Raw genomic sequence first — 25,659 nt, 5'->3', positions numbered from 1 at the left:
CGCCGCAGACAATCAGCGCGTCGTGCGTAGCGCGTTACGTCATTTCCCCTCGGGCACCCGAATTCTCTATGCACCACCGTATGCGGGTACGCGCGGCAAGATCGTCGCTTCCCGAGATCATTCGGCGTGGGCGGCTAATCCAGCGCGGCCCAGGATTCAATGATTTCGCGGGCGATCGAAATCGATCCGGGCAGCAGAAGCCTCGATGGCGAGTCGCTGCTCCAGTCGCCGTCGGCCAGCGCAGCGCGTACCTCATCTTTGGTGAACCACGCCGCCTCGGCGATCTCGCCGTCGTTGAACGAGAACTCCTGTTCGGGGTCACCGATCGCGTGGAACCCGACCATCAGCGACCGCGGAAACGGCCACGGCTGACTGCCCAGGTATTCGACATCGGTGACGTGCAGCCCGATCTCCTCAGCGATCTCGCGGACGACACACGCTTCGAACGACTCCCCCGCCTCGACGAAACCGGCCAGCAGCGAGAACAGCCGCTGCGGCCACACCGTCTGCCGGGCGAGCACTGCACGGTCATGGCCGTCGTGGACGAGGCAGATCACCGCCGGGTCGATGCGGGGGAACTCCTCGTGACCTGCGGTCGCGTTGACCCTGGCCCAGCCACCCTTGATCGGCTTGGTCGGCGCGCCATCGATCGCACTGAACCGCGCGCTGTCGTGCCAATTCAGCAGCGCCGTGGCGGTCGCGACCAGCTGGGCGCTGACGTCGTCAAAGATCGGGCCGGCGCGGCGCAGGTCGAGCACCTCGGTCTCGGTGTGCGGATCCTCGGGGCCCTCCAGCGCCGCGCGGATTCCCCATACGTGGGTGCCGTCGGCCAGCCGTCCGAGGAACACCGCATTCTCCGGAGGCTTGGCACCTAGGGCGGCGGCTTTTCCGAGCACCACGCTGCCCTCGGAGATCAGCACCTGGTTGCGACGGTCGACGCGCAGCACGCGCGCATCCGCCCAACCAGCCAACGCTGCATCGACATCGGTGCGCAGCGTGTCGGACCGGTCGGCGCCGACGCGGGACAGCAGCGGGACGTTGCGGAGCCGGAATCCTCCACTCATCGCAGTCTGTTCTTCGCGCAAGCGCTCATCACCGCTCGGCGTCCGCGCTGCGGATGTACAGCAGCCGGTCCCCGTTTTCGAGCGCATCGACCTGCTCGTCATCGACGCGCACCAGCTTGCCGGCACGGACGACGCCGAGCACGATGTCGGTGTTGTGCCTCGGCGATCCGCCAACCTCTTTGGGGGTGACTTCCCGTTCGGCGATCGCGAAGCCGGCGTCGGGGGTGAGAAGGTCTTCCATCATCTCGACAACGCTCGGGGTCTGTACCGCTATGCCCAGCAGCCGGCCGGAAGTCTCGGAGGTGACCACGGTCGAATCCGCGCCCGCCTGCTCGAGGAGGTGTTGGTTCTCGGCTTCTCGCACTGCGGCGATGATCTTGGCGTTGGGCGCCAACTCACGGGCGGTAAGGGTGACCAGGACCGCGGCGTCATCACGGTTGGTCGCGACGATGATCGCCTTGGCGTGCTGGGCGCTGGCCAGCCGCAGAATCTCCGAGTCGGTCGCGCTGCCGCGCACGGTGACGAGGCCAGCACTCTTGGCGCGTTCGAGGGCGACCGGGTCCTCGTCGACGACGACGATATCCGCCGGTGCCACTTCGTCGCCGATCATCGCGGCGGCCGCGGTCCTGCCCTTCGTGCCGTAGCCCACGATGACGATGTGGTTGCGCACCTTGTTCCTCCATCGCTGGATTTGGTAGACCTGCCGCGACTGCGTAGTGAGCGTTTCGACCGTCGTCCCGATCAGCACGATCAGAAACGCGATCCGAAGCGGCGTGATGACCAGGACGTTGACCAGCCGGGCGGACGGGGTCACCGGGGTGATGTCGCCGTACCCGGTGGTCGACAGTGACACCGTGGCGTAGTACAGGCAGTCCAGGAACGACAGCGGGTCATTGGCGTTCGGGGTGGCTTCGACGTCGCGATAGCCGTGCCGGTCCAGGTAGACGATCAGAACGGCGGCGAACAGCGCACCAAGGGCGTAGAAGACCCGCCGGATGATGCGCTGTGTCGGGCTGACCTGTTCGGTCGGGATTTGCACCGTGTCAGTCAGCGCGTGGACCGGCTGATCGGCCAAGGTCTGGTCGAATCGGCGGAGCCGACGCCGCAATCTTCCCTTAGCCATCAGGACCAGTCATCGCTGGAAGTCGGCGCACGCCATTATGTAACCATGACCACACCCGTACCCGAACTGCAGCAGATCGCCAATCCCAAGCGTGCACACTTGATGGGCGCCGGCCTGCTCGGCATGGGCGTCCTGCACTTTGTGGCCCCCAAGCCATTCGACACGATCATTCCGGAGGAGCTGCCCGGCAGCGCCCGCTTCTACACCTATGCCTCCGGCGTGGCCGAAATGGGAGTGGGCGGCCTGCTGCTGGCGCCCAAGACGCGCCGCCTCGGTGCGCTGGCGGCCATCGCCCTGTTCGTCGGCGTGTTTCCGGGCAACGTGAACATGGTCCGGTTGTGGAAAGACAAGCCACTCCCGATGCGTATCGGGGCGATCGCCCGCCTGCCACTGCAGATCCCGATGATCACCGAGGCGTTCAAGATCTATCGCTCGACAAGCCGCGTGGAGCATTCGGCTGCGGTTGAGCCTTCTTGAGTAGTAAGACGATTTGGTTGAGGACAGCGTGGCGTCGAGGTATTCGCACCACCGGCGCGGTCGGCACGGCCAGCCGCCGCGCGCACGCTTGCAGGTGCTCCAGTCAGTGGATAGGTCGTCCGCGGCCACACACCCAAACGTAAATGTCGGTGGGCTGTGGGAGGTTGGCAGTTGATGAGCCGTCACACCACATTCTGCTACTGCCTGGACCCCGCCGTCGAGCAGAACGAGGTGCTGTCCCGGCATGCCGGAGCGTCGCGGTTCGCGTTTAACCAGTGCCTACAGATAGTGAAAACCGCGCTCACCGACCGCACGACCGATCCGGGCGTCGAGGTGCCATGGACGGGGTTTGATCTGATCAATGCGTTCAACGCGTGGAAGAAAACGGCCGACGCGGGCCGGGTCTTCACTGTCGACGTCGACGGCGTGGCCGACATAGTGGTGACCGGCTTGTCGTGGCGGCGCGAGGTGTGTCAGCAGGTGTTCGAGGAAGCCGCTGTCGACCTGGGCAGGGGCCTGAAAGCGTGGTCGGATTCACGCTTAGGCAAGCACAAAAGCAAGCGGGTCGGGTTCCCCCGGTTCAAGAAGAAAACCACGGCTATTCCGTCGTTTCGGCTGCGCAACAAACACCCCAAAGGCGCGCGTGCGGCCATCCGCGTCGGCGACAACAACAAGGTCCGGTCGGTCACACTGCCGGGCATCGGAGCGATCGCGGTGCACGATGACACCCGCCGGCTGCGGCGCATGCTCGCCAAGAACCGCGCGAAAATCCTGTTCGCCACTATCACCTGTCACGGCGGCCGCTGGTGGATCGCGTTGAACGTCGAGGCCGCCGATCTGCACCCCGACCACCAGCACCCGACTCGCCCTGGCGATGGTGGCGGTTCGGTGGGTGTGGACCGTGGCCTGTTGTTGTTTCTGGTCGCCGCCACCGCCGACGGTACCGAACTCGCCCGTATCAGCCACGCGCCCAAAGCGCTGGCCACCGGAATGTCCAAGCAACGACGGCTGGCTAAGTCGTTGTCACACAAGAAGAAAGGATCACGCAACCGCAAGGATGCCGCCGCCCGGTTGGGCCGGCATCATCATCGTGTCGCCAATGTGCGCCGCCATTTCCTGCACCAGGTATCAAGTGAGTTGGTCAAGACCCACGACCGGCTCGTCATCGAAAACCTCTATTGGTGCACAGTGTTAGAACCGGACGGTTTCGACGGGAGCCGACCCGGTGAGCTGCTCGGTGACTCGGAAAACACGTGCCGTGAATGGCCTTCCGTTGATTTGTCCACAGCGGCTCGAGGCAAGAGCCCTGACCGGTGTGACCTGATAGAAGCCTGCTGAGCCTTCAACTCGCAATAGGTCTGTCCACCGGGCAGAGCCCCCGCCATCGTCCCGTCACCCGGATGAGCGGAGGGACATTTCGATGGTGACAGTAGGGATCGACCCACACAAGCACGTCCATGTTGCGGTGGCTGTCGATGCTCGCGGTAATCGCATAGGCAAGCCGCTGACCGTGAAAAACGATGGGCTGCTGATTACCGCGGTGCTCACCTGGATTCGCGCGATCACGGACGCCACCCCAGTGACCTGGGCCATCGAAGACGGTCACGGCTTTGCCCGCCGGCTGGCCGATGGACTGCTGCTTGCGGGTCAAGAGGTGGTGTGGGTTCCTAGCCGGCTGACCGCCGCGCATCGTAAGTTGCACGCCGCCACGGGCTCCAAGTCAGATGCCATCGATGCCGTCGCGGCCGCACATGCCGCGATCGCGACACCGGATCTGACCCGCCATCGCATCGACGAGCGGGTCCGCGAACTCCGCGTTCTCACCGACTACCGTGCTGACCTCGTCAAACGCCGCACCATGATGATCAACCAGCTCAAGGCGCAATCGCATCTGTGGCTTGACCACACGCCCGGCGACCTGGCGCGGGCCAAGGTAGTAGCGGCGTTGACCGCGCGGCTCGAAGCCGCAGAGGTGGGCATCCACGTACGACAGGTGATCGTCACGATGATCAGCGAGCTCGCCGAGGCCAACAACCGCATCCACGATCTCGACATCAGGATCAAAGAGCTCGTCACGCCCCTTACGCCGAACCTGTTGGCAATAACCGGGATCAGCCACAACTCCGCAGCGGTGCTGCTCTCCGAAATCGGTGACATCGAACGGTTTTCGAGCTCAGCCAAACTAGCCCGCTACACCGGGTGCGCTCCGATTCCCGTCTATTCATCAGACAACGAACGTCACCGACTTCATCGAGGCGGCAACCGCCGTCTCAACAGCGTCCTTTACACGGCGGCGATCGTGCAGACACGCTTCAACCCGGCGGCTCAAAAACTCATCGCACGCCAAGAACCGACGAAGGGTGCCCGCGGCGCCAGACGCATCCTCAAGCGCCACCTCGTCGATGTGATCTACCGAGCGATGCACACCGACCAAGCCTCCTGGCAGCACCAAATCGCCAGATGCCAACCACTCGCATTGACATAGAAGCCTCAACGTGGCAGGCATGCTGCGCAATCACCGGCTGGCTCGAGCCGTTTCCGATGCGGGCTGGTCAGAGTTCGCCCGGATGCTGCGTTACAAGCAAGCCTGGCGCGGCGGGCTGCTCATCGAAGCCGACCGCTGGTTTCCCTCGACCCGACTATGCCCGCAATGCGGGACGATCAACAGCGAGATGACGCTGGCCAATCGCGTCTTCACCTGTTTTTGCGGATATAGCGCCGACAGAGATACCAACGCCGCGCTGAATCTGGCCCGCTGGGGCGACACCCACCACGACGCCCATCGATACCCGGACCCCCAAGCAGGGGGCCGGGCCACCAATGCTCGCCGACGGGACGGCGCTGACCAACACCCCCGTGTTGGTGAAACCAGCCCGAAAGACGCGGGAACCGACGTTCACACCGCACCCGCGGCCTGAACTGACGACGCCCGAGGAGGGCGGTGCCGAACACTCAGTTCGACACGCTTTAAGCCGCGGTAGTCCCCAGCAGCGCCAGCAGGTCGTCACTGCCGGGTAGATCGTCGGGACTGACGGTCAGCCCGCTGCGCACGTAGTGAAACGACGCGCGAACGGATTCGACTGAGGTTCCCTGCAGCGCCGCCCACGCCAGCCGGTAGACGGCGAGCTGAACGGCCGCGTGCTGCTTGGCTTCCGGCGTGCCGGGTGGGTCGCCTGTCTTCCAGTCGACGACGGTAGCGCCGCCGTCGTCGTCGCCGAAGACCGCGTCGATGCGCCCGCGCACCACTCGGCCGCCGAGCACCATGTCGAAAGGCACCTCGACGTCGATCGGGGTGCGCGCGGCCCATGACGACACCGCGAACGCGGCCTGCAGTTCGGCGAGTTCGTCGGTAACCGTGGCGTCGTGGTCCACGGCACCGGGCAAATCGTCGAGATCGAACAGCCGATCAGCGTGATAGAAGCGCTGTACCCAATCGTGGAAAGCCGTGCCCAGCAGTGCATGTGGGTCAGGTCGGCTTGGCAAGCGGCGTCGCAGTCGTTGCGCTACCGCATCGGGGTCGCGGCCGAGTTCCACCAGTGTGCTGACCGACAGCTGCGCCGGCAGTGGCGGGACCGGCCGGTCGTCGGATCGGTTGCGTTCGGCCAGGAGCGCATCGACGTCGGATGCCCATCCCTCTTCGCCGTCTACGGGTTCACTACCTGACTCACCCGACATTGCGTTGGCGACCAGGGCGGCGCCTCGGCCCACATCGTCACGGCGCGAGCCGGCCGGATCGACGGGCCAGAGCGCTTCGGCTACGCTGTCGCGCAACGGATTGGGCTCACCGTCTGCCGGGGCGGGAGCCCACTGCTCGACGACACCGCAGGGCTCGCCTGCAGCATCCGCGCGCTCGATGATCTCCTTGAGCTCCTCGAGGAAGGTCGACGGGCCGCGCGGCTTGGATTCGGACGCTCCCCAGTGGTGACCGGACAGCAGCAACGTGTCCTCTGCGCGGGTGATCGCCACGTACAACAGCCGTCGTTCCTCGTCGACGCGGCGCAGCGCCAAACTGTCCTTGTGGTCAGCGATCTTGTCCGACAGTGTCTTTCGATCGTTGACATCCGACGTGTCCAGGACCGGTACACCGTGCTCTGACAACGTCGCCCGATCACCCCGCAGCAGCGGAGGCAGGTCGCCGGGGTCGGTAAGCCATGTCCGCGCGGACGCGGTCGATGGAAACACCCGGCCGCTGAGATGGGGCACCGCGACGACCCGCCATTCCAGGCCCTTCGCGGCGTGCACAGTAAGGATTTGAACCCGGTCGTCGGCGACGGACACTTCCGCAGGTGCCAGGCCGTTCTCCACCTGCTCGGCCGCATCGAGGTAGGCGAGCAGGCCGGAAACCGTCGCGGCGGGGCGGCTCGCGAAGTCAGCCACCACATCGGCGAACGCATCGAGATGCTCAGTGCCCGACCAGCCCGCCGACACCCGGCGTGCGGCCCGGACCTCGGTGTCCACTCCGAGTACCCGTCGCACCTCGGCGACCAGTTCAGGCAGCGGGTGCGTGAGATGACCACGAAGCGCGATCAATTCGCGACTCAGGTCCACGATGCGGGCGTACCCCGTCGCGGAGTACGCCGTCGGAGGGCCCGGATCGCCGACGGCATCCGTCAGGCATGCGGCGTCGGCGTCGAGTGCGGCTTGCGCGACGACCCGATCCGCCGCCGCACTGTCGGCCGGCTTGCCGAAGTCGTCGAGTTGGACGGCGCGCCGCCACAACGCTGCGACGTCGCGCGCGCCCAGCCGCCAGCGCGGTCCGGTCAGCACGCGCATGGCGGCGGCGCCTGCGGTGGGGTCGGCCACCATTCGCAGCGTCGCCACCACGTCGGCTACCTCGGGGACACCGAGCAGGCCGGCAAGTCCCACGATTTCGACCGGTACGCCGCGTGCGGTGAGCGCATCGGCAATGGGGCCGGCATCGGCGTTGCGGCGCACGAGCACCGCCGCCGTCGGTGCCGAGACGCCCTCGCCGCGAGCCTGGTGATAAATGCGCGCGAGGTGGTCTGCCACCCAATTGCGTTCGGAGACCACATCTGTCAGCAGGGCGCAGCTGACGGTGCCCTGGGCCGCGTCGGGCTTGGGCCGCAGCTCCCGCACCGCCACGGAGCGGCGCCGCGCCTCGGCGGACACCGCGTTCGCCAGATGCAACGTGCCCGGCGGGTTGCGCCAGCTGGTGCGGAGCTCCAGCGTCGGGGCGGGGCTACCGTCGGCGAGGGGAAAGTCGGTGGTGAACCGCGGCAGGTTGGTTGCCGATGCGCCGCGCCAGCCGTAGATCGACTGGATGGGATCACCGACGGCGGTCAGGGCCAACGCGTCGTCGACCCCGCCGCCGAAGAGTGCCGACAGCGCGACTCGTTGGGCGTGGCCGGTGTCCTGGTACTCGTCAAGAAGTACGACCCGATACCGGTTTCTCAGCTGCTCGCCGACCTGCGGGAAGCCCGATGCCAACCGCGCGGCAGAGGCCATCTGCATGCCGAAGTCCATGGCCTTCTGCTCACGCATGCTGCGGTGCAGCGCATCGATGAGCGGGACGAGCTGCGTGCGTTCCGTCTGCGTGGCCAACATGCGGAGCAGCCACTGACTGGGACCGCGATCCCGTTGGTAGGGGCCCGCGGGCAGGGTATGCACGAGCCGCTCGAGCTCGACATGGGTATCTCGCAACTGCTCGGTGTCGACGAGGTGTTCGGCCAGCTGCCCGGCCAGTCGCAGCACCATCGCGGTCACAGCCGCCGGGGTCTTGTCGGTGTCGAGGTGCTGTGGATGCTCGCATACGACCCGAAAAGCCAACTGCCACAGGTCGGTTTCGCTCAGCAGCCGAGTATCGGGTTCGACCGGGAGCAGCAGACCGTATTCGCGCAACAGGTTGCCGGCGAACGCGTGGTATGTGCTGACGGTGGCGGGATCGTCGGTGAAGTCGGGAACTCCGGGTCCGGCGGGAACCAGGCCCGACCCCGCGAGGCGGGCCAGCCTGGTGCGGACGCGGCGCAGCAGCTGTCCGGCCGCTTTGCGGGTGAACGTCAGGCCGAGCACCTCGCCGGGTGAGGCGTAGCCGTTGGCGACCAACCAGACCACTCGGGCGGCCATCGTCTCCGTCTTGCCCGCCCCGGCCCCGGCGATGACGACCATCGGCCCCGGCGGCGCGGCGATCACGGCCGCCTGCTCGTCGGTGGGGGCGAACAGTCCGAGCGCCGATGCGAGTTCGTCGGGACTGTAGCGCGGGCTCACTGCTGACCTCCTGCACGCAGCTGTGCCGGGCACATCCTGCGCACGGGGCAGTGTGCGCAGCCGTCGTTGATCCGCGCGACGAATTGCGGCCCCTGGGTTGCCGCCGCCGCACGTTGCACCTTCTCCCGCCACGCCGCGTGCAACTCCGGTGTCAGCGCGTCCTGTTCGCGTTCGACGGCGCCGCCACCGCTGGTCTTGCCGAGGTACACCAGCAGACCGCCGCCGGGTTCCTCTCCCTGCGGCATCAGCCCTTCGGCAATGGCCAACTGGTACATGGCGAGCTGGGCATGTCGCTGAGCTTCGTCCTTGGTGACTGGGCTCTTACCGGTCTTGACATCGACAACCACCAACCGTCCTTCGCTGTCGCGTTCCAGCCGGTCCAGGCGACCGCGGACGCGAACCCCAGGGCCGTCGTCGCTGGGGCAGACCTCACCTGCGACCTCGATCTCGGTGCCCACCTCGGTGAGCTCGTTGCGGCTCTGCGCGCGCCACTCCGCGAAAGTCGCCAACATGGTCCGGTGCCGGTCCAGCTCGTTGTCCGAATGCCACTGGGCATCGAACGGGAGTTTCTCCCAGACCTTTTCGAGCTCGTTGAGCATCTGGTTCTCGGTCTTGCCCGGATCGGCGACCAAGGCGTGCAACAGCGAGCCGATCGCCGACCGCACGTCGCGTGCGTCGCTGCCGCCGTGACGTTCGAGCAGCCAGCGCAGCGGGCAATCCGTCAGCATCTGCAGCGTCGACGGTGACAGCGTCACGTTATGGTCGTCACCGCCCCACAGCGGTTCGTCGGTGGACAGCGGCGTCGAGGCATACCACTGTCCGGGGTCCGCACCCGGTACCCCGCCCTGCGCCAAACGCGCCAGTTGCGTTGCCGCGCAGGCACGCACGCTGTCTTCGACGTCGTCGCGCGGGGCGCAGACCACCGCACGCAGACGCCCGACCAGGGCTGTCGGAGCCAGCATCCGCGGCGCGCGCACCGGAGCCGCGGGCTCAGGGTCGGGGTCGGTGGCCAGCGAGGTCAATTCGTAGCAGAACGATGACGGCAACATCGACTCGTCTCCGGAGTCGCTGTCGACCGCGGTCACCAGTAGCCGACTGCGGGCGCGGCCCATCGCCGCGATGAGCAGCCTGCGCTCCTCGGCGAGCAGCGGTGCCCGCGTCGACACTCCCCTGTCGTTTTCAGTGACAACGCCGTCCAGCAGGTCGACCAGCCGCTGAGTACCGAGCACACCTCCACGCGGAATCACGTTGGGCCACAGACCTTCCTGAAGGCCTGCTATCACGACGAACTCCCATTCACCGCCGAGCGCCGCGTGTGCGCTGAGCACCCGCACCGCCTCGGAGGACGGATGGTCATCGCGAGAGACCGAGGGCAGGCCAAGTGCGGCGACGTGATCGAGGAGACCGCGCAGCGACGCTCCTGTGGTGCGGTTGGCATACTGCTCGGCGACATCGAAAAGCGCGGTGACCGCGTCGAGGTCACGGTCAGCCTGCGCACCTGCGCTGCCGCCGCGTTCGGAGGCCGCGAGCCAGCGCCGCTGTAGGCCGGACCGGTGCCACGCTTGCCACAATGTGTATCGCGGATCGCCGCCGTCGGCGGCGGTGCGCCGTGCGGCGGCCAGCACGGCACGGACGCGCTTGAGCGGGCGCGCCTGATCGGGTGAAAGCCCCCGTGGTTCTCGCCTCAGCGCGTCGATCAGCAGGTCGCCGAGCTCGCGGGGCGGTTGGTTGCCGTCGGCGCGTCGCAGCGCCCGCCGCAGTTGTCGCAGCGACACCGGGTCGACCCGGCCGATGGGCCCGGTCAGCAGTGAGAGCGCCTGCGTACCGTCGAGTTCGCCAGCTGTAGCTTCGAGAACCGCCAGCAGGGCCCGCACTGCGGGCCTCTCGGCCAGTGGCGCACTTGGCGTCGGCAGGTCCACGGGCACGCCCGCGGTGGCCAGGGTGTGCGCGAGGGCAGATCCCAGCCGCGGCACCGACCGCACGATCACCGCCATCTGAGACCACGGCACGCCGTCAACCAGATGTGCGCGACGCAACGCATCCGCGATCAACGCGGACTCTGCGTGTGGCGAAGCGGCGATGCGCACCGTGACCGAGCCGCGCTGCACGCCCGCGCCGTCAAGCCGGCGTGCCCCATCAGCACCCGGCAGCCGTGAAGCGACTCCGGTAATGGCGCGGGCAACAGCGGGAGCGCAGCGGCGTGACTCGGTAAGGACAAGCACCGGCTCGTCGCCGCGCAACAGCACCGGATCGGCTCCGCGGTAACCGAATACCGACTGGTTCAGGTCCCCTGCGAGGACCGTGAGCCCTGCACCGGCAGACAACACACGGACAAGGCGGGCGGCTTGTGGATCCAGATGTTGGGCATCGTCGACCAGAAGCAATTTGATTCGTGCGCGTTCGGCCGCGAGCAGGTCGCCGTCTGTTGCCAACGCTTCCAACGCAGCGCCGACCAGTTCGGCGGCGCCCAGCGCAGGCACCGTGGCCTGCGGCGCCGCCATTCCGACCGCGGAACGCAGCAGCATGATCTGTTCGTAGGCCTGGGCGAACCGCCCGGCTGCCAGCCACTCGGGTCGGCCCGCACGCCGTCCGATGCGTTGGAGCTCCACAGGATCAACACCGCGTTCGGCACACCGTGCCAACAGGTCCCGCAGTTCGGTGGCGAACCCCACAGTGCTCAGCGCGGGTCGCAGCGGCGCAGGCCATGCCACGGCGGACCGGTCACCGTCTTCGAGGTCCCCGGCGAGAAGCTCGCGAATGATGCCGTCCTGCTCGGCCCCGGTGATCAACCGCGGCGGCGGATCACCCTTGCGCTGCGCGGCGAGACGCAGCACGGCGAATGCATACGAGTGCACCGTGCGGACCAACGGCTCGCGGACAACCGCGCGGGTGCCCGACTCGAGCAGTGCCGACGTGATGGCGGCCCGCGCCTGCGTACCGAGCCGGGCCGAACCCGTCAGCAGCAGAACCGATTCCGGATCGGTCCCCGCGGCGATGTGCGCGGCAGCGGTTTGGATCAGCAGGGTGCTCTTACCCGTGCCCGCACCCCCGAGGACTCGCACCACGCCACGCATTCCAGGTTCGGTGAGCGCCTTCGGCGTCAGATCGGTGTGCGGTGCGGACATGGGAGAAATGACACCACGGGGGTCCGACAAGTCAGTGCGACCCGCTCCTGCCCACCGCGGCGGCGGGAACATCGTCGACGTCGTCGGCGCCACGATCCTGGCGTGGAACTCGGTGTCGCCACAAGGGCCTCAATTCATTGCCGGCCACCGCCCACCGGCGCAAGGACCCCCACACAGCCCATACCATCGATGTCATGACCGATCTGCACGTCCACCGCTACGGGCCGCCAGGTGCGATACAGGTGCTGGCCATCCACGGGCTCACCGGCCACGGGCAGCGGTGGCAGACCCTGGCCACCCGGCACCTGACCGAATTCGCGGTCGCCGCACCGGACCTGCTCGGCCATGGACGTTCGTCGTGGGCTGCGCCGTGGACGATCGATGCCAATGTCGCGGCGCTGGCGGCGTTGCTCGATGCTCCCACGGTGGTCGTCGGGCATTCGTTCGGCGGCGCAGTGGCTTTGAAACTCGCCGCGGCCCATCCGGACCTGGTGTCCGCACTGGTGTTGCTCGACCCAGCCGTTGGCCTGGACGGCGGATGGATGCGCGACGTCGCCGACGACATGCTGGCCTCGCCGGACTACACCGACCGCGCCGAGGCGCGCGACGAGAAGGCGTATGGCTCATGGGGCGACGTGGACGCCGGCGAACTGGACCGCGAACTCGACGAGCACCTCGTCGATCTACCCAACGGCCGTGCCGGTTGGCGAATCAGCATCCCTGCGATGATGTCCTACTGGAGCGAGCTGGCCCGTCCAATCGCATTACCGCCCAGCACAATCCCCACCACAGTGGTCCGGGCTGCCAGGACCGACCCGCCGTATGTCACCGATGAGCTGCTGGCCGCCGTCGGGACCGCACGCGACTTCGAACTGATGGATTTCGACTCTGACCACATGGTCGCCCAAACGCTGCCAGCCGAGACGGCGGCGGTGATCCGCAAGGCGCTCGGTAGATGACGGCCGTCACCGACGAACAGGTCGAAAGAGTACGTACCCTCGTCGCCTCCATTCCGCCGGGACGCGTCTCGACATACGGCGACATCGCCGATGCCGCCAGCCTTTCCAGCCCCCGCATCGTCGGCTGGATCATGCGCACCGATTCGTCGGATCTACCGTGGCACCGGGTCATTCGCGCGTCGGGCCGTCCGGCGCCGCACCTGACCACGCGACAGCTCGCGTTGTTGCGGGCCGAAGGCGTGCTCGCCGAGGACGGCCGCATCCCCCTGCGCGACGTGCGCCACACATTCTGAGCGCGAGTGCACGTTGGTCGTACACGAACGCCGAGTGAGGGCGTAAACAGGCGTGCGCTGGGCGCCGCGAGCTAGAGAACCAGGCGCACCAGCGCGGCCGTGCGCGCCAGCCCCGGGAAGGCCGCAGCCGTCGACCGTGGATGTAGCGCGTGCACCGCGAGTCGGAATATCAACGCGCGCAACAGCATCTGCGGCCACTCCGGCAATGGGTTCCATCGCTCGATGAGCCCGTCGTCGGCCTCACCCCATGACAACGAATCAACAACGACCACCCCGGCCGCCCACGAGGCAGGCCGCCAGTACGGCGTGATGTCGGTGATACCCGGGGCGGCCGTACCTGCGAACAGCACTGTGCCGTAGAGATCTCCGTGCACCAGCTGGCTCGGGCTCTTGGTCGGCCTACGTAGGGAGGCGAGCTGACCGATCAGCTCAACGGACCGCTGCCCGTCCGCCGAGCCGGGAGACACCCGCGCCCCCTGCGGCAGCGAGTGCAGCGGACGTTCCTCCCACGCCGCCCGGTCGGCCGCGATGAACACGTCGACATCGGACCACGGCGCAACCGGCGGCTGGGTCAAAAACCGCGGACGCTCGAGTTTGGCCGTCGCCTCATGCAGTCGCACGGCGGCCGACACCACCTCGTCATGACGCGGCTCCGGGGTGCCCGCGACGAAGGTGTCGGCCCGCCAGCCCGCCACCACATAGCGGCCGTCGGTCGACCGCACCGGCCGGGCCAACCGCACACCGTCGACGAAAAGCGTCTCGCGCACCTTCGCCGACCACGCCGCGCGCGCATGATCGGCGACCATCGACAGCACGACTTCGCCGCAGCGCCAGCCGCCCTCCCAGCTCAAGCCGAGCGGTTCCGGTTTGACGCCGGTCAATCCGAACCCCGCCAGCACATGATCAGGCGGCAGCTCGACACTCATTACGTCAGCGTAAAGGCAGGTCCGGCAAACGAGCGGTTAGTACATCACCATGTCGGGTTCAAGTTGATTTCCCCAGGCGACGATGCCGCCTTGCACATGTAGCGCGTCGGAGAAACCGGCCTTCTTCACGATGGCCAGTACCTCAGCGGAGCGCACGCCGGTCTTGCAGTAGAACACCGGGGTGCGGTCGACCTGCAGATTGGCCAGCGCCTCCCCTGATTCGAACGCGCCCTTGGGTATCAGCTGCGCACCCTCGATGCGGTTGATGTCCCATTCGACGGGTTCGCGCACGTCGATCAGGGCAACCGGCTTGCCGGCATCTATCAGCTCGCGCAGTTCACGAGGGGTGATCGTCGAGTCGGCGGCCGCCTGGGTGGCCTCGTCCGATAAGACGCCACAGAACTCCTCATAGTCGATGAGCTCGGTGATCTTCGGCGTCGACGGATCCTTGCGGATCTTGATCGTGCGGTACGTCATGTCGAGTGCGTCGTAAACCATCAGCCGGCCCAGCAGGGGCTCACCGATGCCGGTGATCAGCTTGATGGCCTCGGTACCCATCACCGACGCGATGGAGGCGCACAGAATGCCGAGGACGCCGCCCTCGGCGCAGGACGGAACCATGCCCGGCGGCGGCGGCTCGGGATACAGATCCCGGTAGTTCAGGCCCTGACCGTCGGGCGCGTCCTCCCAGAACACCGAAACCTGACCCTCGAAGCGGTAGATCGAGCCCCACACATACGGCTTGCCCGCCAGCACTGCCGCGTCGTTGACCAGGTACCGGGTCGCGAAATTATCGGTGCCATCCAGGATCAGGTCGTACTGCTCGAAGAGCTCGACGGCGTTCTCAGGTTCCAGCCTGAACTCATGCAGCCGCACCTCCACCAGCGGATTGACCTCCAAAACGGAGTCTCGTGCGCTCTCGGCCTTCGGCCGGCCGATGTCGGACTGACCGTGGATGATCTGACGCTGCAGGTTCGATTCGTCGACCACGTCGAACTCGACGATCCCGATGGTTCCCACTCCGGCGGCGGCCAGGTACAGCAGGGTCGGCGAACCCAGCCCGCCCGCGCCGATGACAAGCACCTTGGCGTTCTTGAGCCGCTTCTGCCCGTCTAGACCCAGGTCAGGGATGATGAGGTGACGGCTGTAGCGCTGTACCTCTTCGCGCGTCAGTTCTGCCGCCGGTTCTACCAGCGGCGGCAACGCTGTGGTCACCGAATACTCCTTGTTTGGCTGTGCTGCCCCAACAATAGGCACTTTTCACAACAGTGAACGCATCGTCATGCTTCCCAGGCAGCGCGCGTGGATCGATGCTCAGGCGATCGGGTACGGCCAGGGGTTGAATCGACAGGTCTTGCCGTCCGGATTGATCGTGCCAGGGTCGAAGCGCGCGGCATCGTTGTTGTTGGTGGAGAACGTCTGCTGCATCATGATCGGCGCCAGCTCGCCGTTGGCGCCGCACGCCTCGTGCCGCTGATAGCCGATCGCGTGGCCGACTTCATGGTTGATCACATACTGCCGATATGAACCGATGTCGCCCTGGAAGGGAACCGCTCCGCGCACCCAGCGCGCCTCGTTGATGAACACGCGCGGCTGCCCGTCGGCGTACGCCGGGTTGTAGCACGACGCCTCGAGCGGGATGTCGTAGCCGCACCCCTCGCGCACGGTCATCGGCGAGCTGAGCGAGATCCGGAAATCCGGTTCACCTTGAGCCGTTCCGTCGATGCGGGTGAAGGCGAATTGCGGGTTGTGGGTCCAGCTCTTCGGGTTCGCCAGCGTCTCGCTCACCATCCGGGCGAACCCTTCGTCACCGCCGAATGTTGTGGTGTCGGTACCGTCTTCGACCTCGACGGTGTAGGTGAACACTTTTGCCGTGCCCTCACCAACCTGGGACGATGCGCCCGGAACGATGTGCCATGTCTTGGCGCCGGCCACGGTGAACGGACCGCCGTCAGGCAGGATCCCGGTCGGCAGATTCGCGTCGAACTGGGTCAGTCCCTTTGGCGGGGCGCCGATGATCGCGGTGCTGGCCACGCCGATCGTGGGTGGGCCCTGCACCGGTCCCTCCGGTTCGGCGGTCTCGGTCTCGGTGGTGCCGGCGAACGTCATGTAAAGAGCGACGGCCGTCCAGACGACGAGCATGGGTAGCGCGTAGGCCCGCCACCCGTAGGTAGACACGAAACGGCCCACCTTGGTCTGCTTGCGGGCATTGCGGTGCTCTTCACGATTGGACCTTGGCCGACCGGAGTCATTCGCCAAGGGGTCGCGCTGGGCGCGCAGTGGCTCACGCCACTCGTTGCGCAGCGCAGGCACGCCGCCCCCGCGACGCTCCGAGTCGTAGGTCACCGACACAGGATGACACAGGCCAGAGTGCGCATACTTCCGGCGCGCCACCGCAACGGTGAGTGTGCATCGCGCCCCGCCGACAGCGCCGCGACCGCGACATTGCGCGCCGACTCTGCCAACGGTAGTAATCTCGTTGCGAAACCGGGGCCAGATGAAGGATGTAATGAGCGAACTCGCCAACCCCGCGGCCAGGCGTGGCGCGCAGGGCAGCGGTGAAGGGCCGAGCCGACGCGGCAACCGGCTGCCTCGCGATGAGCGGCGCGGGCAGTTACTCGTTGCTGCGAGCGAGGTTTTCGTCGATCGCGGATATCACGCCGCAGGCATGGACGAGATCGCCGATCGGGCCGGTGTGAGCAAACCCGTTCTCTATCAACACTTCTCGTCGAAGCTGGAGCTGTACCTGGCGGTACTGCAGCGCCACGTCGAGAATCTGGTGTCCGGTGTGCGGCAGGCGCTGCGGACCACCACGGACAACCGGCAGCGGTTGCGCGCCGCGGTCCACGCGTTCTTCGACTTCATCGAGCACGACAGCCAGGGCTATCGGCTGATCTTCGAGAACGACTACGTGACCGAGCCTCAGGTCGCCGCGCAGGTCAAGGTGGCTACCGAAGCATGCACCGACGCGGTGTTCGACCTGATCAGCCGCGATTCCGGCATGGAGGCGCACCACGCCAGGATGATCGCCGTCGGACTGGTGGCGATCAGCGTCGACTCGGCGCGGTACTGGCTCAACAATGATCGGCCGATCACCAAGGACGATGCCGTGGCAAACACGGTGCTGTTCGCCTGGGGCGGCCTGTCACACGTGCCGCTTACGCGTTCTTGACGGCCTCGGCGCCGACCACACCGAAACCGACGCGCCGCACGTCGGCGGCACCGATCTCGACATAGGTGATCTTCGACGTCTGGACCAGGAAGCGCCGGCCCTTCTCGTCGGTCAGGCTCAACACGCCCGAATCCTTGCCCAGCGCGTCGGTGATCAGCTTCTCCACCTCGGTGGGCGTCTGCGCGCTATTGAAGACGAGCTCGCGCGGGCTGTCCGTGACACCGATCTTGACCTCCACGCTGTAAACCCTTTCCGTAACGCCTAAATCGAAGAAACGACCTTGAGGCAAGGCTAGTGGACGCGAACGCGATGACGCCGCGCCGGTGAGTTCGCGGTCAGCGAAGCCCGATTGCAAACGGCGACCGAACCGAGTCCCGACCGTGACCGCACACACCCACCGCTAAACCTCATCTGTCACTTGCGCATCGATAACATCGGCCGGGTACATGAACTAGACAACCTGGGGAACCCCATATGAACAGGCCTTATACCGCTGATTCTCCGTATTCACTGACCCCGACCGAGCGTATTGGCACCTACGCCGGTGAAGACGTTGGCGAATTCGAGTACAACGGGCTGTTGGAGTACCCGGATGACGGCGACGAAACCGACATCCTCGAGTACGACGTCCAGTACGACGAGGAGAGCATCGACCGTCGCTGGATGTGGATCGCCGGGATCGCCGGGGTGATTCTGTTTGTCGCCATCGGCACGACCGGCATCATCCTCGGCGGCGGCGACAGCGGTTCGGTAACGGCCACCGGGACCTCTTCTGACCCGATGTCGGCCCCGGCGGCCACGTCGGCCCCGGTGGCAACGTCAACGCCTGGGGCGGCTCCCTCGTTGCCTGCGGAGACGGTCACAACGGTGAGCCCGACCGCAGAGGCGACCGCAGCTCCCCAGCCGGAGTCTGCGCTGCCCGCCGCACCCCCGGAGGCTGCCGTCCCCGCGCCCTCGCCGCGCACCATCACCTACCGGGTGACCGGCAACCGGCCGCTGCTCGACCTTGTCACCGTCATCTACACCGATCAGCGAGGCGCGCTGCAGACCGACGTCAATGTTGCACTGCCGTGGGCGAAGACGGTCGTACTGGACCCGGGCGTCGAGCTCAAGTCGATCACCGCGACGAGCGTGGGCGGTCAGCTCAACTGCGGCATCTACGACGCGACGGGCACGCTCATCGCCTTTCAGAGCAACAACACGATGATCGCCACCTGCACGCAGTAGCCGGGCAGTCAGGCCAGGCCCAACTCCTGCATGCGCGACATGTGCGTGCGCTGGAGACGGTCGAAGAACTCGGTCATCTGGACCAGACCCTCGCCGCTCGTCATGACCAGGTCGACGAGTTCGTCGTGATCGGCCAGCACGTACTGCGCCTGCGTGATCGCTTCGCCGAGCAGCCGCCGCGACCACAGGGCCAGCCGGTGACGTTGTTTCTCACTCGCCGTCACGGCGGCCTGGACCTCCGCGACGACGAATTGCGAATGACCGGTCTCCGAAAGCACCGCGCGCACGACGTCGGCGACCTCGTCGGGTAACGACGTCGCGATCTCTAGGTAGAAATCGGCGGCCAGCGCATCGCCGACATACGTCTTGACGAGCGCCTCCAGCCACGTGCTCGGGGTGGTAAGCCGGTGGTAGTTCTCCAGCGCCGAGGCGTATCTCGTCATCGCAGGCACCACGTCGACGCCCCTGCGCTCAAGTGAGTCGCGCAACACCTCGTAGTGGCTCATCTCCGCTGCGGCCATGCTCGCCATGTTGATGCGGCCACGCAGGTTGGGCGCCATTCGCGCTTCGTCGGTCAACCGATAGAACGCCGCCACCTCGCCGTATGCCAGCAGCGCGAACAGCTCGTTGACACCGGGATGATCGGCCGACACACCCGAGCTGACCGAGGCGGTCATCTGCTCAGCGGGTTCCGGTGGCGCCGGAAACATGGGGGCAGTCATGGCTCAACTCTAACGTCGACCGGCGCGCGCCTCTTGTGACGAACCCGGCCAGCTATCATGGAGGTAGGCAGCGGCATCTTGATGGTCGAAATGACCAGGCTGTTACCCAAAGAAATGTGCGTGCACGCAGTCGGCCCGCCTACCTCAGTGCAGGGCCCCGGCAAGCTTCGTCGAACTCGTGCGCGCGTGGACGCCATGAGGAATCGACACTTGAAAGGCTAAGCCTGCGTATGACACATCTCAATCCCACCTTTGCTGAGCTCGGAGTCCGCGACGAAATCGTCCGTGCACTTTTGGAGGACGGCAAGGAACACCCGTTTGCTATCCAAGAACTGACCATGCCGATGGCGCTGGCAGGCGATGACCTGATCGGCCAAGCCCGCACCGGCATGGGCAAGACGCTTGCCTTCGGCGTGCCGCTGTTGCAGCGGATCACCACCGACCCGCAGCGCGAGCTTTCCGGCATCCCGCGCGCACTGGTCGTCGTCCCCACCCGCGAGCTCTGCCTGCAGGTGTACAGCGACCTCGAGATCGCGGCCAAATACCTCACCGCCGGCGACCGCAGGCTGACCGTCACGTCGATCTACGGCGGCAGGCCCTACGAGCCGCAGATCGAGGCCCTGCAGAAGGGCGTCGACGTGGTCGTGGGTACGCCGGGCCGGCTTCTCGACCTCGCTCAGCAGGGTCACCTGCAGCTCGGCGGGCTTTCGATGCTGGTGCTCGACGAGGCAGACGAGATGCTCGACCTCGGCTTCCTGCCCGACATCGAGCGCATCCTGCGCCAGATTCCGACCGATCGCCAGGCAATGCTGTTCTCGGCGACCATGCCGGACCCGATCATCACGCTGGCGCGCACGTTCATGAATCAGCCGACCCACATCCGGGCCGAGGCCCCGCATTCGGCGGCGACCCACGACACCACCGAGCAGTTCGCCTACCGGGCCCACGCGCTGGACAAGGTCGAGATGGTTGCCCGCATTCTGCAGGCCGAGGGACGCGGCGCGACGATGGTCTTCACCAGGACCAAGCGCACCGCACAGAAGGTGTCTGACGAACTCGCCGAGCGCGGTTTCAAGGTCGGCGCAGTGCACGGCGATCTCGGCCAGGGCGCGCGCGAGAAGTCGCTCAAGGCGTTCCGCACCGGTGATGTTGACGTGCTCGTTGCCACCGACGTCGCCGCCCGCGGCATCGACATCGACGACATCACCCACGTCATCAACTACCAGATCCCTGAGGACGATCAGGCCTACGTGCACCGCATCGGCCGCACCGGCCGCGCGGGTAAGACCGGTATCGCGGTCACGCTGGTCGACTGGGACGAGTTGCCCCGCTGGACGATGATCGACAAGGCGCTTGGCCTCAACACCCCCGATCCGGCCGAGACGTACTCCAGTTCGCCGCATCTCTACGAAGAGCTGAACATCCCCGCCGACGTCACGGGCACCATCGGCGGACCACAAAAGACGCAGGCCAAGCGCCCGCCGACGGAGAAGTCAGCCGATCGTCCCGCCCGCAACCGCGACCGCACCCGCAGGCGCACCCGCGCCGGCGAGCCGGCCACGGCACACGCGACAGCGGCGCCGACCGATCAGGCCTCACCCGACACCGAGGCGAGCACCGACGGTGCACCCAAGCGCAGGCGGCGTCGCCGTCCGCGCAAGGCCGCGGCCAGCGCGGGCTAACACAGAGGCCAGACCACCCGATGGTCAAACCCGAACGCCGCACACGTGCCGACGTGGTGGCGGCAATTGCGATCGCCGCGGTCATCGCCGTCACGGCCGGTCTCGTCTGGTTGACGAGCGACGCCAGGGCGACGATCAGTCGGCCCGCGGCGACTGCGGTTCCGCCGTTGGCCACCGCCACGGCGGTACCTTCGTCGCTGCGGCAGTTATGGACCGCCCACAGCCCCAAGACCAGCGCACCTCTGGTGGTCGCCGCCAGCGTGGTCACCGGCGACGGCCACACCGTCGAGGGCCGCGACCCGGTCTCCGGCAGCCCGGTGTGGAGCTACGGCCGAACCAACCTGGAGCTGTGCGGTGTCAGCTGGGTCTACCAGTACGCCGTCGCGGTGTACCCCGACAGCCGCGGCTGCGGTCAGGTCAGCACGATCGACGCCAAGACGGGCAAGCGCGGTCCCGCCCGCACCGCCTACGCGGACCCCGAGGTACGGCTGTCATCGGACGGCACTGCGGTTCTTTCAGCCGGGGACAGCCGGCTCGAGCTGTGGCGGTCCGACATGGTCAGGATGCTCAGCTACGGCTCCGTGGACGCCAAGATCAAGCCCGGCACTCCCGCGTCGCCGCTGTGCAGGCTGACCTCGGCCGCCGCCAGTTCTTCCGCCGTCTCGGTGCTGGAGGCCTGCCCGAACGAGGAGGACCTGCGCCTCACCCTCTTACGGCCGTCCGACGAAGAGGACACGCCCGAATTGAAGTACGTGACGCAATCCGGTGTGAGCGTGGATTCCGACGCCCGGGTCGTGGCCGTTTCCGACACCGCGACCGCGGTCTACGTGCCGACACCCAAACCGGCCGTGACCATCGTCGACGAAACCGGCGCGACGATACAGACCACGCCCCTGCCCAAGCCTGCGTCGCCGAACGCGACGATGTCGCGCGCAGGCGACCTGTTCACGTGGTGGACCGGGGACAGCTTAATGGTGTTCTCCGCCAAGGAACTTCAGTACAAATACACGGTGACGCCAGCGGGGGCCAACATCCCGATCGGACCCGCAACGGAGATGGCCGGCCGTCTGCTCGTCCCGGTCACAGGGGGTTACGACGTGTTCGATCCGGACAGCGGCAAGGGCGATCGCCACATCCCGGTGCCGCGACCGCCGAGTGCGGATCCGGTCGTGCCTGCGGTGGCGGGATCGACGGTGGTTGAGCAGCGGGGCGACGAGCTGGTGGCCCTCGGCTAGACGTCGGGCGTGTAGGTCCCCAGCGCCTTGCCGCTCTTCCAATGCTTGAGCAACGCGTCCGCCAGCTCGCGATACGCAATGGCGCCCTTGTTCTTACGACCCGCCAGCACCGACGCTCCCGACGCCGTGGCCTCGGCGAACCGCACCGTGCGAGGGATCGGCGGCGCGAGCACCGGCAGGTCATATCGATCGGCGACGTCGAGAAGCACATCGCGGCTATGGGTGGTGCGTGAGTCGTAAAGCGTCGGCAGAGCGCCGAGGAGCTTCAAGTCACTGTTGGTGATCTGCTGGACGTCGTTGATGGTGCGCAGGAACTGACCGACGCCGCGGTGGGCCAAGGTCTCGCACTGCAAGGGCACGATCACGTCGTCGGCCGCTGTCAGTCCGTTGAGCGTGAGCACGCCCAGCGAGGGCGGGCAGTCGATGATCACGACATCGAACTGATCGGCCACCTTGGCCAGCGCGCGCTTGAGGGCATATTCGCGACCGGCCCGCATCAACAACATCGCCTCGGCCCCGGCCAGGTCGATGTTGGCCGGCAACAGCGTCATCCCCTCCGACGTCTCGACCAGCGCCGCCTCCGTCTCGACGTCTCCGAGCAGCACCTCGTGGATCGACATCGGCAGCTTGTCGGGGTCCTGGCCCAGCGAGAACGTCAAACACCCCTGAGGATCGAGATCGACGAGCAGCACCCGTCGACCCTTCTCCACCATCGCCGCACCCAGCGACGCCACCGTCGTTGTTTTGGCGACCCCACCCTTTTGATTGGCGACCGCAAGTACCCGCGTCACGCTTTCATCCTGGCACGTCCACGAACACCATGACCGAACGTGGGGCAGAATCGCCAGGGTGAGTGTCGAGCAGCACCGGCTGCTACTGCTTCGTCATGGGGAGACGGAATGGTCGCTCTCGGGCCGGCACACCGGCCGCACGGAACTCGAACTGACCGAGGCGGGCCGCGAACAGGCCAAGCTGGCCGCCGATGCACTGGACGTGCTGAGTCTGGACACCCCGCTGGTCGTGTCCAGCCCACGGCAGCGCGCGCTCGTCACCGCCGAGCTCGCCGGATTGACGGTGGACGAGGTATCTCCCCTTCTTGCCGAATGGGATTACGGCGACTACGAGGGCCTGACCACCCAGGAGGTCCGGCATACCGACCCCGACTGGCTGGTGTGGACGCACGGATGCCCGGGTGGTGAATCGTCGCAGCAGGTCAGCGACCGAGCCGACCGCGCCATCGAGTTCGCGCTGGAACAGATGAAGTCACGCGACGTCCTGTTCGTCGGCCACGGCCACTTCTCCCGGGCGGTCCTGACGCGCTGGGTCGAGCTCGAAATCTCCGAAGGCATCCGGTTCGCGATGGTGGCCGCGTCGATCGCGGTGTGCGGACATGAGCACGGCGTGCGACAGATCAGCGCACTGGGACTGACGGGTCACCGCCACCCGTGCCTGCCGGCATGACCCGCGAACCGTCCTTCGTCCTCGCCTCCGGCGGCAGCGCCGTCATCGCCGAGGGCGTGCACACGGCTTTTCCGAGAGTCGCAGAGGCACGGGCTGCACTGGCCTCGCATAGTGCCCCAATCATTTTGGGCGCCTTGCCGTTTGACATGTCCAAGCCGGCGGCGCTCATCCGCCCGCAGGCGGTTCAGTTCCTCGACGCGCTACCCGAATGGCCGTTACGCACGCTTCCGTCGGTGCACGTCGCCGAGACACTTCCCGAGCCCGAGCAGCATCGGTCCCGCATCGCCTCCGCGCTGGAGCGCCTGCGCGACCCGGCGAGCGGCCTGCACAAGGTGGTACTGGCCCGCGCGCTGCGGCTGGTCGCCGACGGCCCACTGGATGCACGCACGCTCCTCAATCGACTGATCGCCCACGACCCTGCGACCAATGCCTTTCTCGCGGACCTGACCGCGGCGGGCGGAGGGTATTCGGGGACCGCTCTCATCGGCGCTAGCCCGGAGCTGTTGGTGGCGCGGCAGGGCGACCGCATGTTCTGCGCGCCGTTCGCCGGGTCGGCACCGCGACTGCCCGACGCCGCGGCCGACGAGGCGAGCGGTGCGGCGTTGGCGGCTTCGGCGAAGAACCTGCACGAACACCAACTCGTCGTCGACGCAGTGCGCGTGGCACTGGAACCGCTGTGCGTCGACCTGGAGATCTCGGCCGAACCCAAGTTGAACAAGACGGCTGCCGTGTGGCACCTGTACACCCCGATCAGCGGGCGCCTGCGTGAAAACTCCACTACCGCACTGGACTTGGCGATCGCGCTGCATCCGACGCCTGCGGTGGGCGGGGTGCCGGCGGAGGCGGCGTCAACACTGATCAACGAATTGGAAGGCGACCGCGGGTTTTACGCGGGCGCAGTGGGCTGGTGCGATCAGCGTGGCGACGGCCGCTGGGTGGTGTCCATCCGCTGCGCACAGCTGTCGGCGGATCGCCGTACCGCATATGCCTATGCCGGCGGTGGGATCGTCGCGGAATCCGAGCCGGACGACGAAGTCGACGAGACCACAACGAAATTCAAGACGATGTTCGCGGCCCTAGGTGTGGCGACGTGACCGAACTCATCCGCCTCGCACGACCGGGCGACGAGGCCGAATTGACCGCAATGGTGTACGAGCTTGCGGAGTTCGAGCATTCCGCCGACCAGTGCACGCTCACCGAAGAGCGGTTGAGGGCCGCGTTGTTCTCCGATGCCCCGACCGCTTGGGCGCATATCGCGGAGGTGGACGGCATCGCCGCCGCGTGCGCGATCTGGTACCGCACCTTCTCCACCTGGGAGGGCGTAGCCGGCATCTATCTCGAAGATCTGTTCGTGCGGCCCGAGTTTCGCAGGCTGGGCCTGGCTCGAAAACTACTGTCCGCGCTCGCGCGCCAATGCCTCGACGCCGACGGCGCCCGGCTGGAGTGGGCCGTGCTGGACTGGAACGTCAACGCGATCGCGCTGTACGACGCCGTTGGCGGCAAACAGAAGAACGACTGGATCACCTATCGGGTGTCCGGCCCGGAGTTGTCGGCGCTCGCCGAATCCTGAGCCGCCGCCCACTGCAGGGCTGACGGGCTGAACAGCAGGGCCAACACCGCCAGCACCACGACCGCAACGACGACACCGGCCAGCCACTGTCCCGATCCGGTCCCGACGTACCAGGCCACCCCCAACAGGATCAGCTGGGCAAACACCGCCAAGCCACGACCCCATTGCCGCCCCGTCCACAGCGCCCATCCCGCGGCCAGAACCGCCGAGCCCATCACCGCGAACCACCCTGCGGTGCCGAACTTGTTCATCCCGGGCTCGGCGGTTCCGAGCACCCCGCTCACCACGTACCAGACCGCCGCGATCACGCCTGCAAGGCCTTCCAAGGACACCGCGATGGCTGCCTGACGCACGGTTGCCGGTGAGGGAACGGTCACGACCTCGAGCGTAGAGGTTCG

The 25,659-nt window shown here is 66.8% G+C and carries 24 protein-coding genes; 13 read left to right on the top strand and 11 right to left on the bottom strand.

The features are described 5' to 3' along the window. Positions 1–134: 134 nt before the first annotated feature. Together nudC and CSQ99_RS10160 are read right to left on the bottom strand one after the other, a co-directional pair. Positions 135–1,064 carry an NAD(+) diphosphatase gene (gene nudC / locus CSQ99_RS10165; RefSeq protein ID WP_006245890.1) on the bottom strand — a complete coding sequence of 310 codons (930 nt, stop codon included), beginning with the start codon at positions 1,062–1,064 and terminating at the stop codon, positions 135–137. 28 nt (positions 1,065–1,092) lie between these two features. Further along, positions 1,093–2,187: a potassium channel family protein gene (locus CSQ99_RS10160; protein ID WP_006245888.1), complete on the bottom strand. Its 1,095-nt coding sequence runs from the start codon at positions 2,185–2,187 to the stop codon at positions 1,093–1,095. 45 nt (positions 2,188–2,232) lie between these two features. Between CSQ99_RS10160 and CSQ99_RS10155 the strand changes: the two genes are divergently transcribed. From CSQ99_RS10155 to CSQ99_RS10140, 4 genes are all read left to right on the top strand, one after another. Next, the gene (locus tag CSQ99_RS10155) at positions 2,233–2,664 is read left to right on the top strand and encodes a DoxX family protein (RefSeq protein ID WP_176560954.1); all 432 of its coding nucleotides are present in this window, start codon (positions 2,233–2,235) and stop codon (positions 2,662–2,664) included. A gap of 174 nt (positions 2,665–2,838) precedes the next feature. Beyond that, a complete protein-coding gene (locus CSQ99_RS10150; protein ID WP_099038916.1) occupies positions 2,839–4,002 on the top strand; it encodes an RNA-guided endonuclease TnpB family protein in 1,164 nt (387 codons plus the stop codon). A gap of 82 nt (positions 4,003–4,084) precedes the next feature. Continuing rightward, a complete protein-coding gene (locus CSQ99_RS10145) occupies positions 4,085–5,149 on the top strand; it encodes an IS110 family RNA-guided transposase (RefSeq protein ID WP_006240913.1) in 1,065 nt (354 codons plus the stop codon). Positions 5,150–5,168: 19 nt separating this feature from the next. Next, positions 5,169–5,582, top strand: coding sequence for an RNA-guided endonuclease InsQ/TnpB family protein (locus CSQ99_RS10140; RefSeq protein ID WP_099038915.1), 414 nt, complete (start codon positions 5,169–5,171; stop codon positions 5,580–5,582). Between the two features lie 49 nt (positions 5,583–5,631). On the opposite strand, the gene CSQ99_RS10135 is transcribed toward CSQ99_RS10140, so the two are convergent. Next, entirely contained in the window at positions 5,632–8,889 is a 3,258-nt protein-coding gene (locus CSQ99_RS10135) for an ATP-dependent helicase (protein WP_099038914.1), read from the bottom strand. Then, complete coding sequence (locus tag CSQ99_RS10130; RefSeq protein ID WP_099038913.1) at positions 8,886–12,014, bottom strand: ATP-dependent helicase; 3,129 nt, start codon at positions 12,012–12,014, stop codon at positions 8,886–8,888. Before CSQ99_RS10130 ends, CSQ99_RS10135 begins: the two co-directional genes overlap by 4 nt. A gap of 194 nt (positions 12,015–12,208) precedes the next feature. On the opposite strand from CSQ99_RS10130, the gene CSQ99_RS10125 reads away from it, so the two are divergent. Together CSQ99_RS10125 and CSQ99_RS10120 are read left to right on the top strand one after the other, a co-directional pair. Further along, positions 12,209–12,973 (top strand): alpha/beta fold hydrolase, encoded by a 765-nt coding sequence (locus CSQ99_RS10125; protein ID WP_099038912.1) that lies wholly within the window; start codon positions 12,209–12,211, stop codon positions 12,971–12,973. Then, positions 12,970–13,266, top strand: coding sequence for an MGMT family protein (locus CSQ99_RS10120; RefSeq protein WP_006245882.1), 297 nt, complete (start codon positions 12,970–12,972; stop codon positions 13,264–13,266). The genes CSQ99_RS10125 and CSQ99_RS10120 overlap by 4 nt, the downstream gene beginning before the upstream one ends. 71 nt (positions 13,267–13,337) lie before the next feature. On the opposite strand, the gene CSQ99_RS10115 is transcribed toward CSQ99_RS10120, so the two are convergent. The 3 genes from CSQ99_RS10115 to CSQ99_RS10105 all read right to left on the bottom strand — a co-directional run bounded on the left by CSQ99_RS10115 (position 13,338) and on the right by CSQ99_RS10105 (position 16,538). Further along, the gene (locus CSQ99_RS10115) at positions 13,338–14,192 is read right to left on the bottom strand and encodes a TIGR02569 family protein (RefSeq protein ID WP_006245881.1); all 855 of its coding nucleotides are present in this window, start codon (positions 14,190–14,192) and stop codon (positions 13,338–13,340) included. Positions 14,193–14,228: 36 nt separating this feature from the next. Beyond that, on the bottom strand, positions 14,229–15,407 hold the full coding sequence (moeZ, locus tag CSQ99_RS10110; RefSeq protein ID WP_099038911.1) for an adenylyltransferase/sulfurtransferase MoeZ: 1,179 nt from the start codon (positions 15,405–15,407) through the stop codon (positions 14,229–14,231). Positions 15,408–15,506: 99 nt separating this feature from the next. Continuing rightward, positions 15,507–16,538 (bottom strand): DUF3152 domain-containing protein, encoded by a 1,032-nt coding sequence (locus CSQ99_RS10105; protein WP_218014585.1) that lies wholly within the window; start codon positions 16,536–16,538, stop codon positions 15,507–15,509. Positions 16,539–16,701: 163 nt separating this feature from the next. Between CSQ99_RS10105 and fasR the strand changes: the two genes are divergently transcribed. Continuing rightward, the gene (fasR, locus tag CSQ99_RS10100; RefSeq protein WP_006245878.1) at positions 16,702–17,364 is read left to right on the top strand and encodes an HTH-type transcriptional activator FasR; all 663 of its coding nucleotides are present in this window, start codon (positions 16,702–16,704) and stop codon (positions 17,362–17,364) included. On the opposite strand, the gene CSQ99_RS10095 is transcribed toward fasR, so the two are convergent. Then, a complete protein-coding gene (locus tag CSQ99_RS10095; protein WP_006245877.1) occupies positions 17,351–17,602 on the bottom strand; it encodes a DUF3107 domain-containing protein in 252 nt (83 codons plus the stop codon). The two genes, fasR and CSQ99_RS10095, sit on opposite strands and share 14 nt — an antisense overlap. Positions 17,603–17,838: 236 nt before the next feature. Here CSQ99_RS10095 and CSQ99_RS10090 point away from each other — a divergent pair, with 236 nt between their 5' ends. Beyond that, positions 17,839–18,591 (top strand): hypothetical protein, encoded by a 753-nt coding sequence (locus CSQ99_RS10090; protein ID WP_099038910.1) that lies wholly within the window; start codon positions 17,839–17,841, stop codon positions 18,589–18,591. 8 nt (positions 18,592–18,599) lie between these two features. Here CSQ99_RS10090 and CSQ99_RS10085 read toward each other — a convergent pair whose 3' ends face one another. Then, complete coding sequence (locus CSQ99_RS10085; protein WP_099038953.1) at positions 18,600–19,268, bottom strand: ferritin-like fold-containing protein; 669 nt, start codon at positions 19,266–19,268, stop codon at positions 18,600–18,602. A gap of 275 nt (positions 19,269–19,543) precedes the next feature. Between CSQ99_RS10085 and CSQ99_RS10080 the strand changes: the two genes are divergently transcribed. After that, a complete protein-coding gene (locus CSQ99_RS10080; RefSeq protein WP_099038909.1) occupies positions 19,544–20,995 on the top strand; it encodes a DEAD/DEAH box helicase in 1,452 nt (483 codons plus the stop codon). A gap of 20 nt (positions 20,996–21,015) precedes the next feature. Beyond that, positions 21,016–22,230, top strand: a complete 1,215-nt coding sequence (locus CSQ99_RS10075; RefSeq protein ID WP_006245873.1) for an Rv3212 family protein — start codon at positions 21,016–21,018, stop codon at positions 22,228–22,230. Here CSQ99_RS10075 and CSQ99_RS10070 read toward each other — a convergent pair. Beyond that, the gene (locus CSQ99_RS10070; RefSeq protein ID WP_099038908.1) at positions 22,227–23,021 is read right to left on the bottom strand and encodes a ParA family protein; all 795 of its coding nucleotides are present in this window, start codon (positions 23,019–23,021) and stop codon (positions 22,227–22,229) included. The two genes, CSQ99_RS10075 and CSQ99_RS10070, sit on opposite strands and share 4 nt — an antisense overlap. Before the next feature lie 58 nt (positions 23,022–23,079). Between CSQ99_RS10070 and CSQ99_RS10065 the strand changes: the two genes are divergently transcribed. Genes CSQ99_RS10065 through CSQ99_RS10055 form a run of 3 tightly spaced genes read left to right on the top strand, consistent with a single transcriptional unit; the run spans position 23,080 to position 25,261 of the window. Next, positions 23,080–23,691: an acid phosphatase gene (locus tag CSQ99_RS10065; RefSeq protein WP_099038907.1), complete on the top strand. Its 612-nt coding sequence runs from the start codon at positions 23,080–23,082 to the stop codon at positions 23,689–23,691. Further along, complete coding sequence (locus CSQ99_RS10060) at positions 23,688–24,785, top strand: isochorismate synthase (protein ID WP_099038952.1); 1,098 nt, start codon at positions 23,688–23,690, stop codon at positions 24,783–24,785. Before CSQ99_RS10065 ends, CSQ99_RS10060 begins: the two co-directional genes overlap by 4 nt. Then, positions 24,782–25,261: a GNAT family N-acetyltransferase gene (locus tag CSQ99_RS10055; protein WP_099038906.1), complete on the top strand. Its 480-nt coding sequence runs from the start codon at positions 24,782–24,784 to the stop codon at positions 25,259–25,261. The genes CSQ99_RS10060 and CSQ99_RS10055 overlap by 4 nt, the downstream gene beginning before the upstream one ends. Here CSQ99_RS10055 and CSQ99_RS10050 read toward each other — a convergent pair. Next, positions 25,216–25,638 (bottom strand): hypothetical protein, encoded by a 423-nt coding sequence (locus tag CSQ99_RS10050; RefSeq protein ID WP_099038905.1) that lies wholly within the window; start codon positions 25,636–25,638, stop codon positions 25,216–25,218. The two genes, CSQ99_RS10055 and CSQ99_RS10050, sit on opposite strands and share 46 nt — an antisense overlap. Between the last annotated feature and the right edge of the window lie 21 nt (positions 25,639–25,659).

The sequence above is a fragment of the Mycobacterium neglectum genome (assembly GCF_002591975.1).
GTDB lineage: Bacteria > Actinomycetota > Actinomycetes > Mycobacteriales > Mycobacteriaceae > Mycobacterium > Mycobacterium neglectum.
Note: the sequence above shows the minus strand (reverse complement) of the source record. Positions and strands in the feature narration are given on the sequence as shown.

Bases quoted from the DNA above. Each gene is read 5' to 3' on its own strand.
- CSQ99_RS10155 (WP_176560954.1), top strand. From the start codon at position 2,233: ATGACCACACCCGTACCCGAACTGCAGCAGATCGCCAATCCCAAGCGT.
- CSQ99_RS10090 (WP_099038910.1), top strand. From the start codon at position 17,839: ATGAACAGGCCTTATACCGCTGATTCTCCGTATTCACTGACCCCGACC.
- CSQ99_RS10085 (WP_099038953.1), bottom strand. From the start codon at position 19,268: ATGACCGCCTCGGTCAGCTCGGGTGTGTCGGCCGATCATCCCGGTGTC.
- CSQ99_RS10125 (WP_099038912.1), top strand. From the start codon at position 12,209: ATGACCGATCTGCACGTCCACCGCTACGGGCCGCCAGGTGCGATACAG.
- CSQ99_RS10120 (WP_006245882.1), top strand. From the start codon at position 12,970: ATGACGGCCGTCACCGACGAACAGGTCGAAAGAGTACGTACCCTCGTC.
- CSQ99_RS10145 (WP_006240913.1), top strand. From the start codon at position 4,085: ATGGTGACAGTAGGGATCGACCCACACAAGCACGTCCATGTTGCGGTG.
- CSQ99_RS10075 (WP_006245873.1), top strand. From the start codon at position 21,016: ATGGTCAAACCCGAACGCCGCACACGTGCCGACGTGGTGGCGGCAATT.
- nudC (WP_006245890.1), bottom strand. From the start codon at position 1,064: ATGAGTGGAGGATTCCGGCTCCGCAACGTCCCGCTGCTGTCCCGCGTC.
- CSQ99_RS10150 (WP_099038916.1), top strand. From the start codon at position 2,839: ATGAGCCGTCACACCACATTCTGCTACTGCCTGGACCCCGCCGTCGAG.
- CSQ99_RS10115 (WP_006245881.1), bottom strand. From the start codon at position 14,192: ATGAGTGTCGAGCTGCCGCCTGATCATGTGCTGGCGGGGTTCGGATTG.
- CSQ99_RS10140 (WP_099038915.1), top strand. From the start codon at position 5,169: ATGCTGCGCAATCACCGGCTGGCTCGAGCCGTTTCCGATGCGGGCTGG.
- CSQ99_RS10060 (WP_099038952.1), top strand. From the start codon at position 23,688: ATGACCCGCGAACCGTCCTTCGTCCTCGCCTCCGGCGGCAGCGCCGTC.
- fasR (WP_006245878.1), top strand. From the start codon at position 16,702: ATGAGCGAACTCGCCAACCCCGCGGCCAGGCGTGGCGCGCAGGGCAGC.
- CSQ99_RS10130 (WP_099038913.1), bottom strand. From the start codon at position 12,014: ATGTCCGCACCGCACACCGATCTGACGCCGAAGGCGCTCACCGAACCT.
- CSQ99_RS10160 (WP_006245888.1), bottom strand. From the start codon at position 2,187: ATGGCTAAGGGAAGATTGCGGCGTCGGCTCCGCCGATTCGACCAGACC.
- CSQ99_RS10080 (WP_099038909.1), top strand. From the start codon at position 19,544: ATGACACATCTCAATCCCACCTTTGCTGAGCTCGGAGTCCGCGACGAA.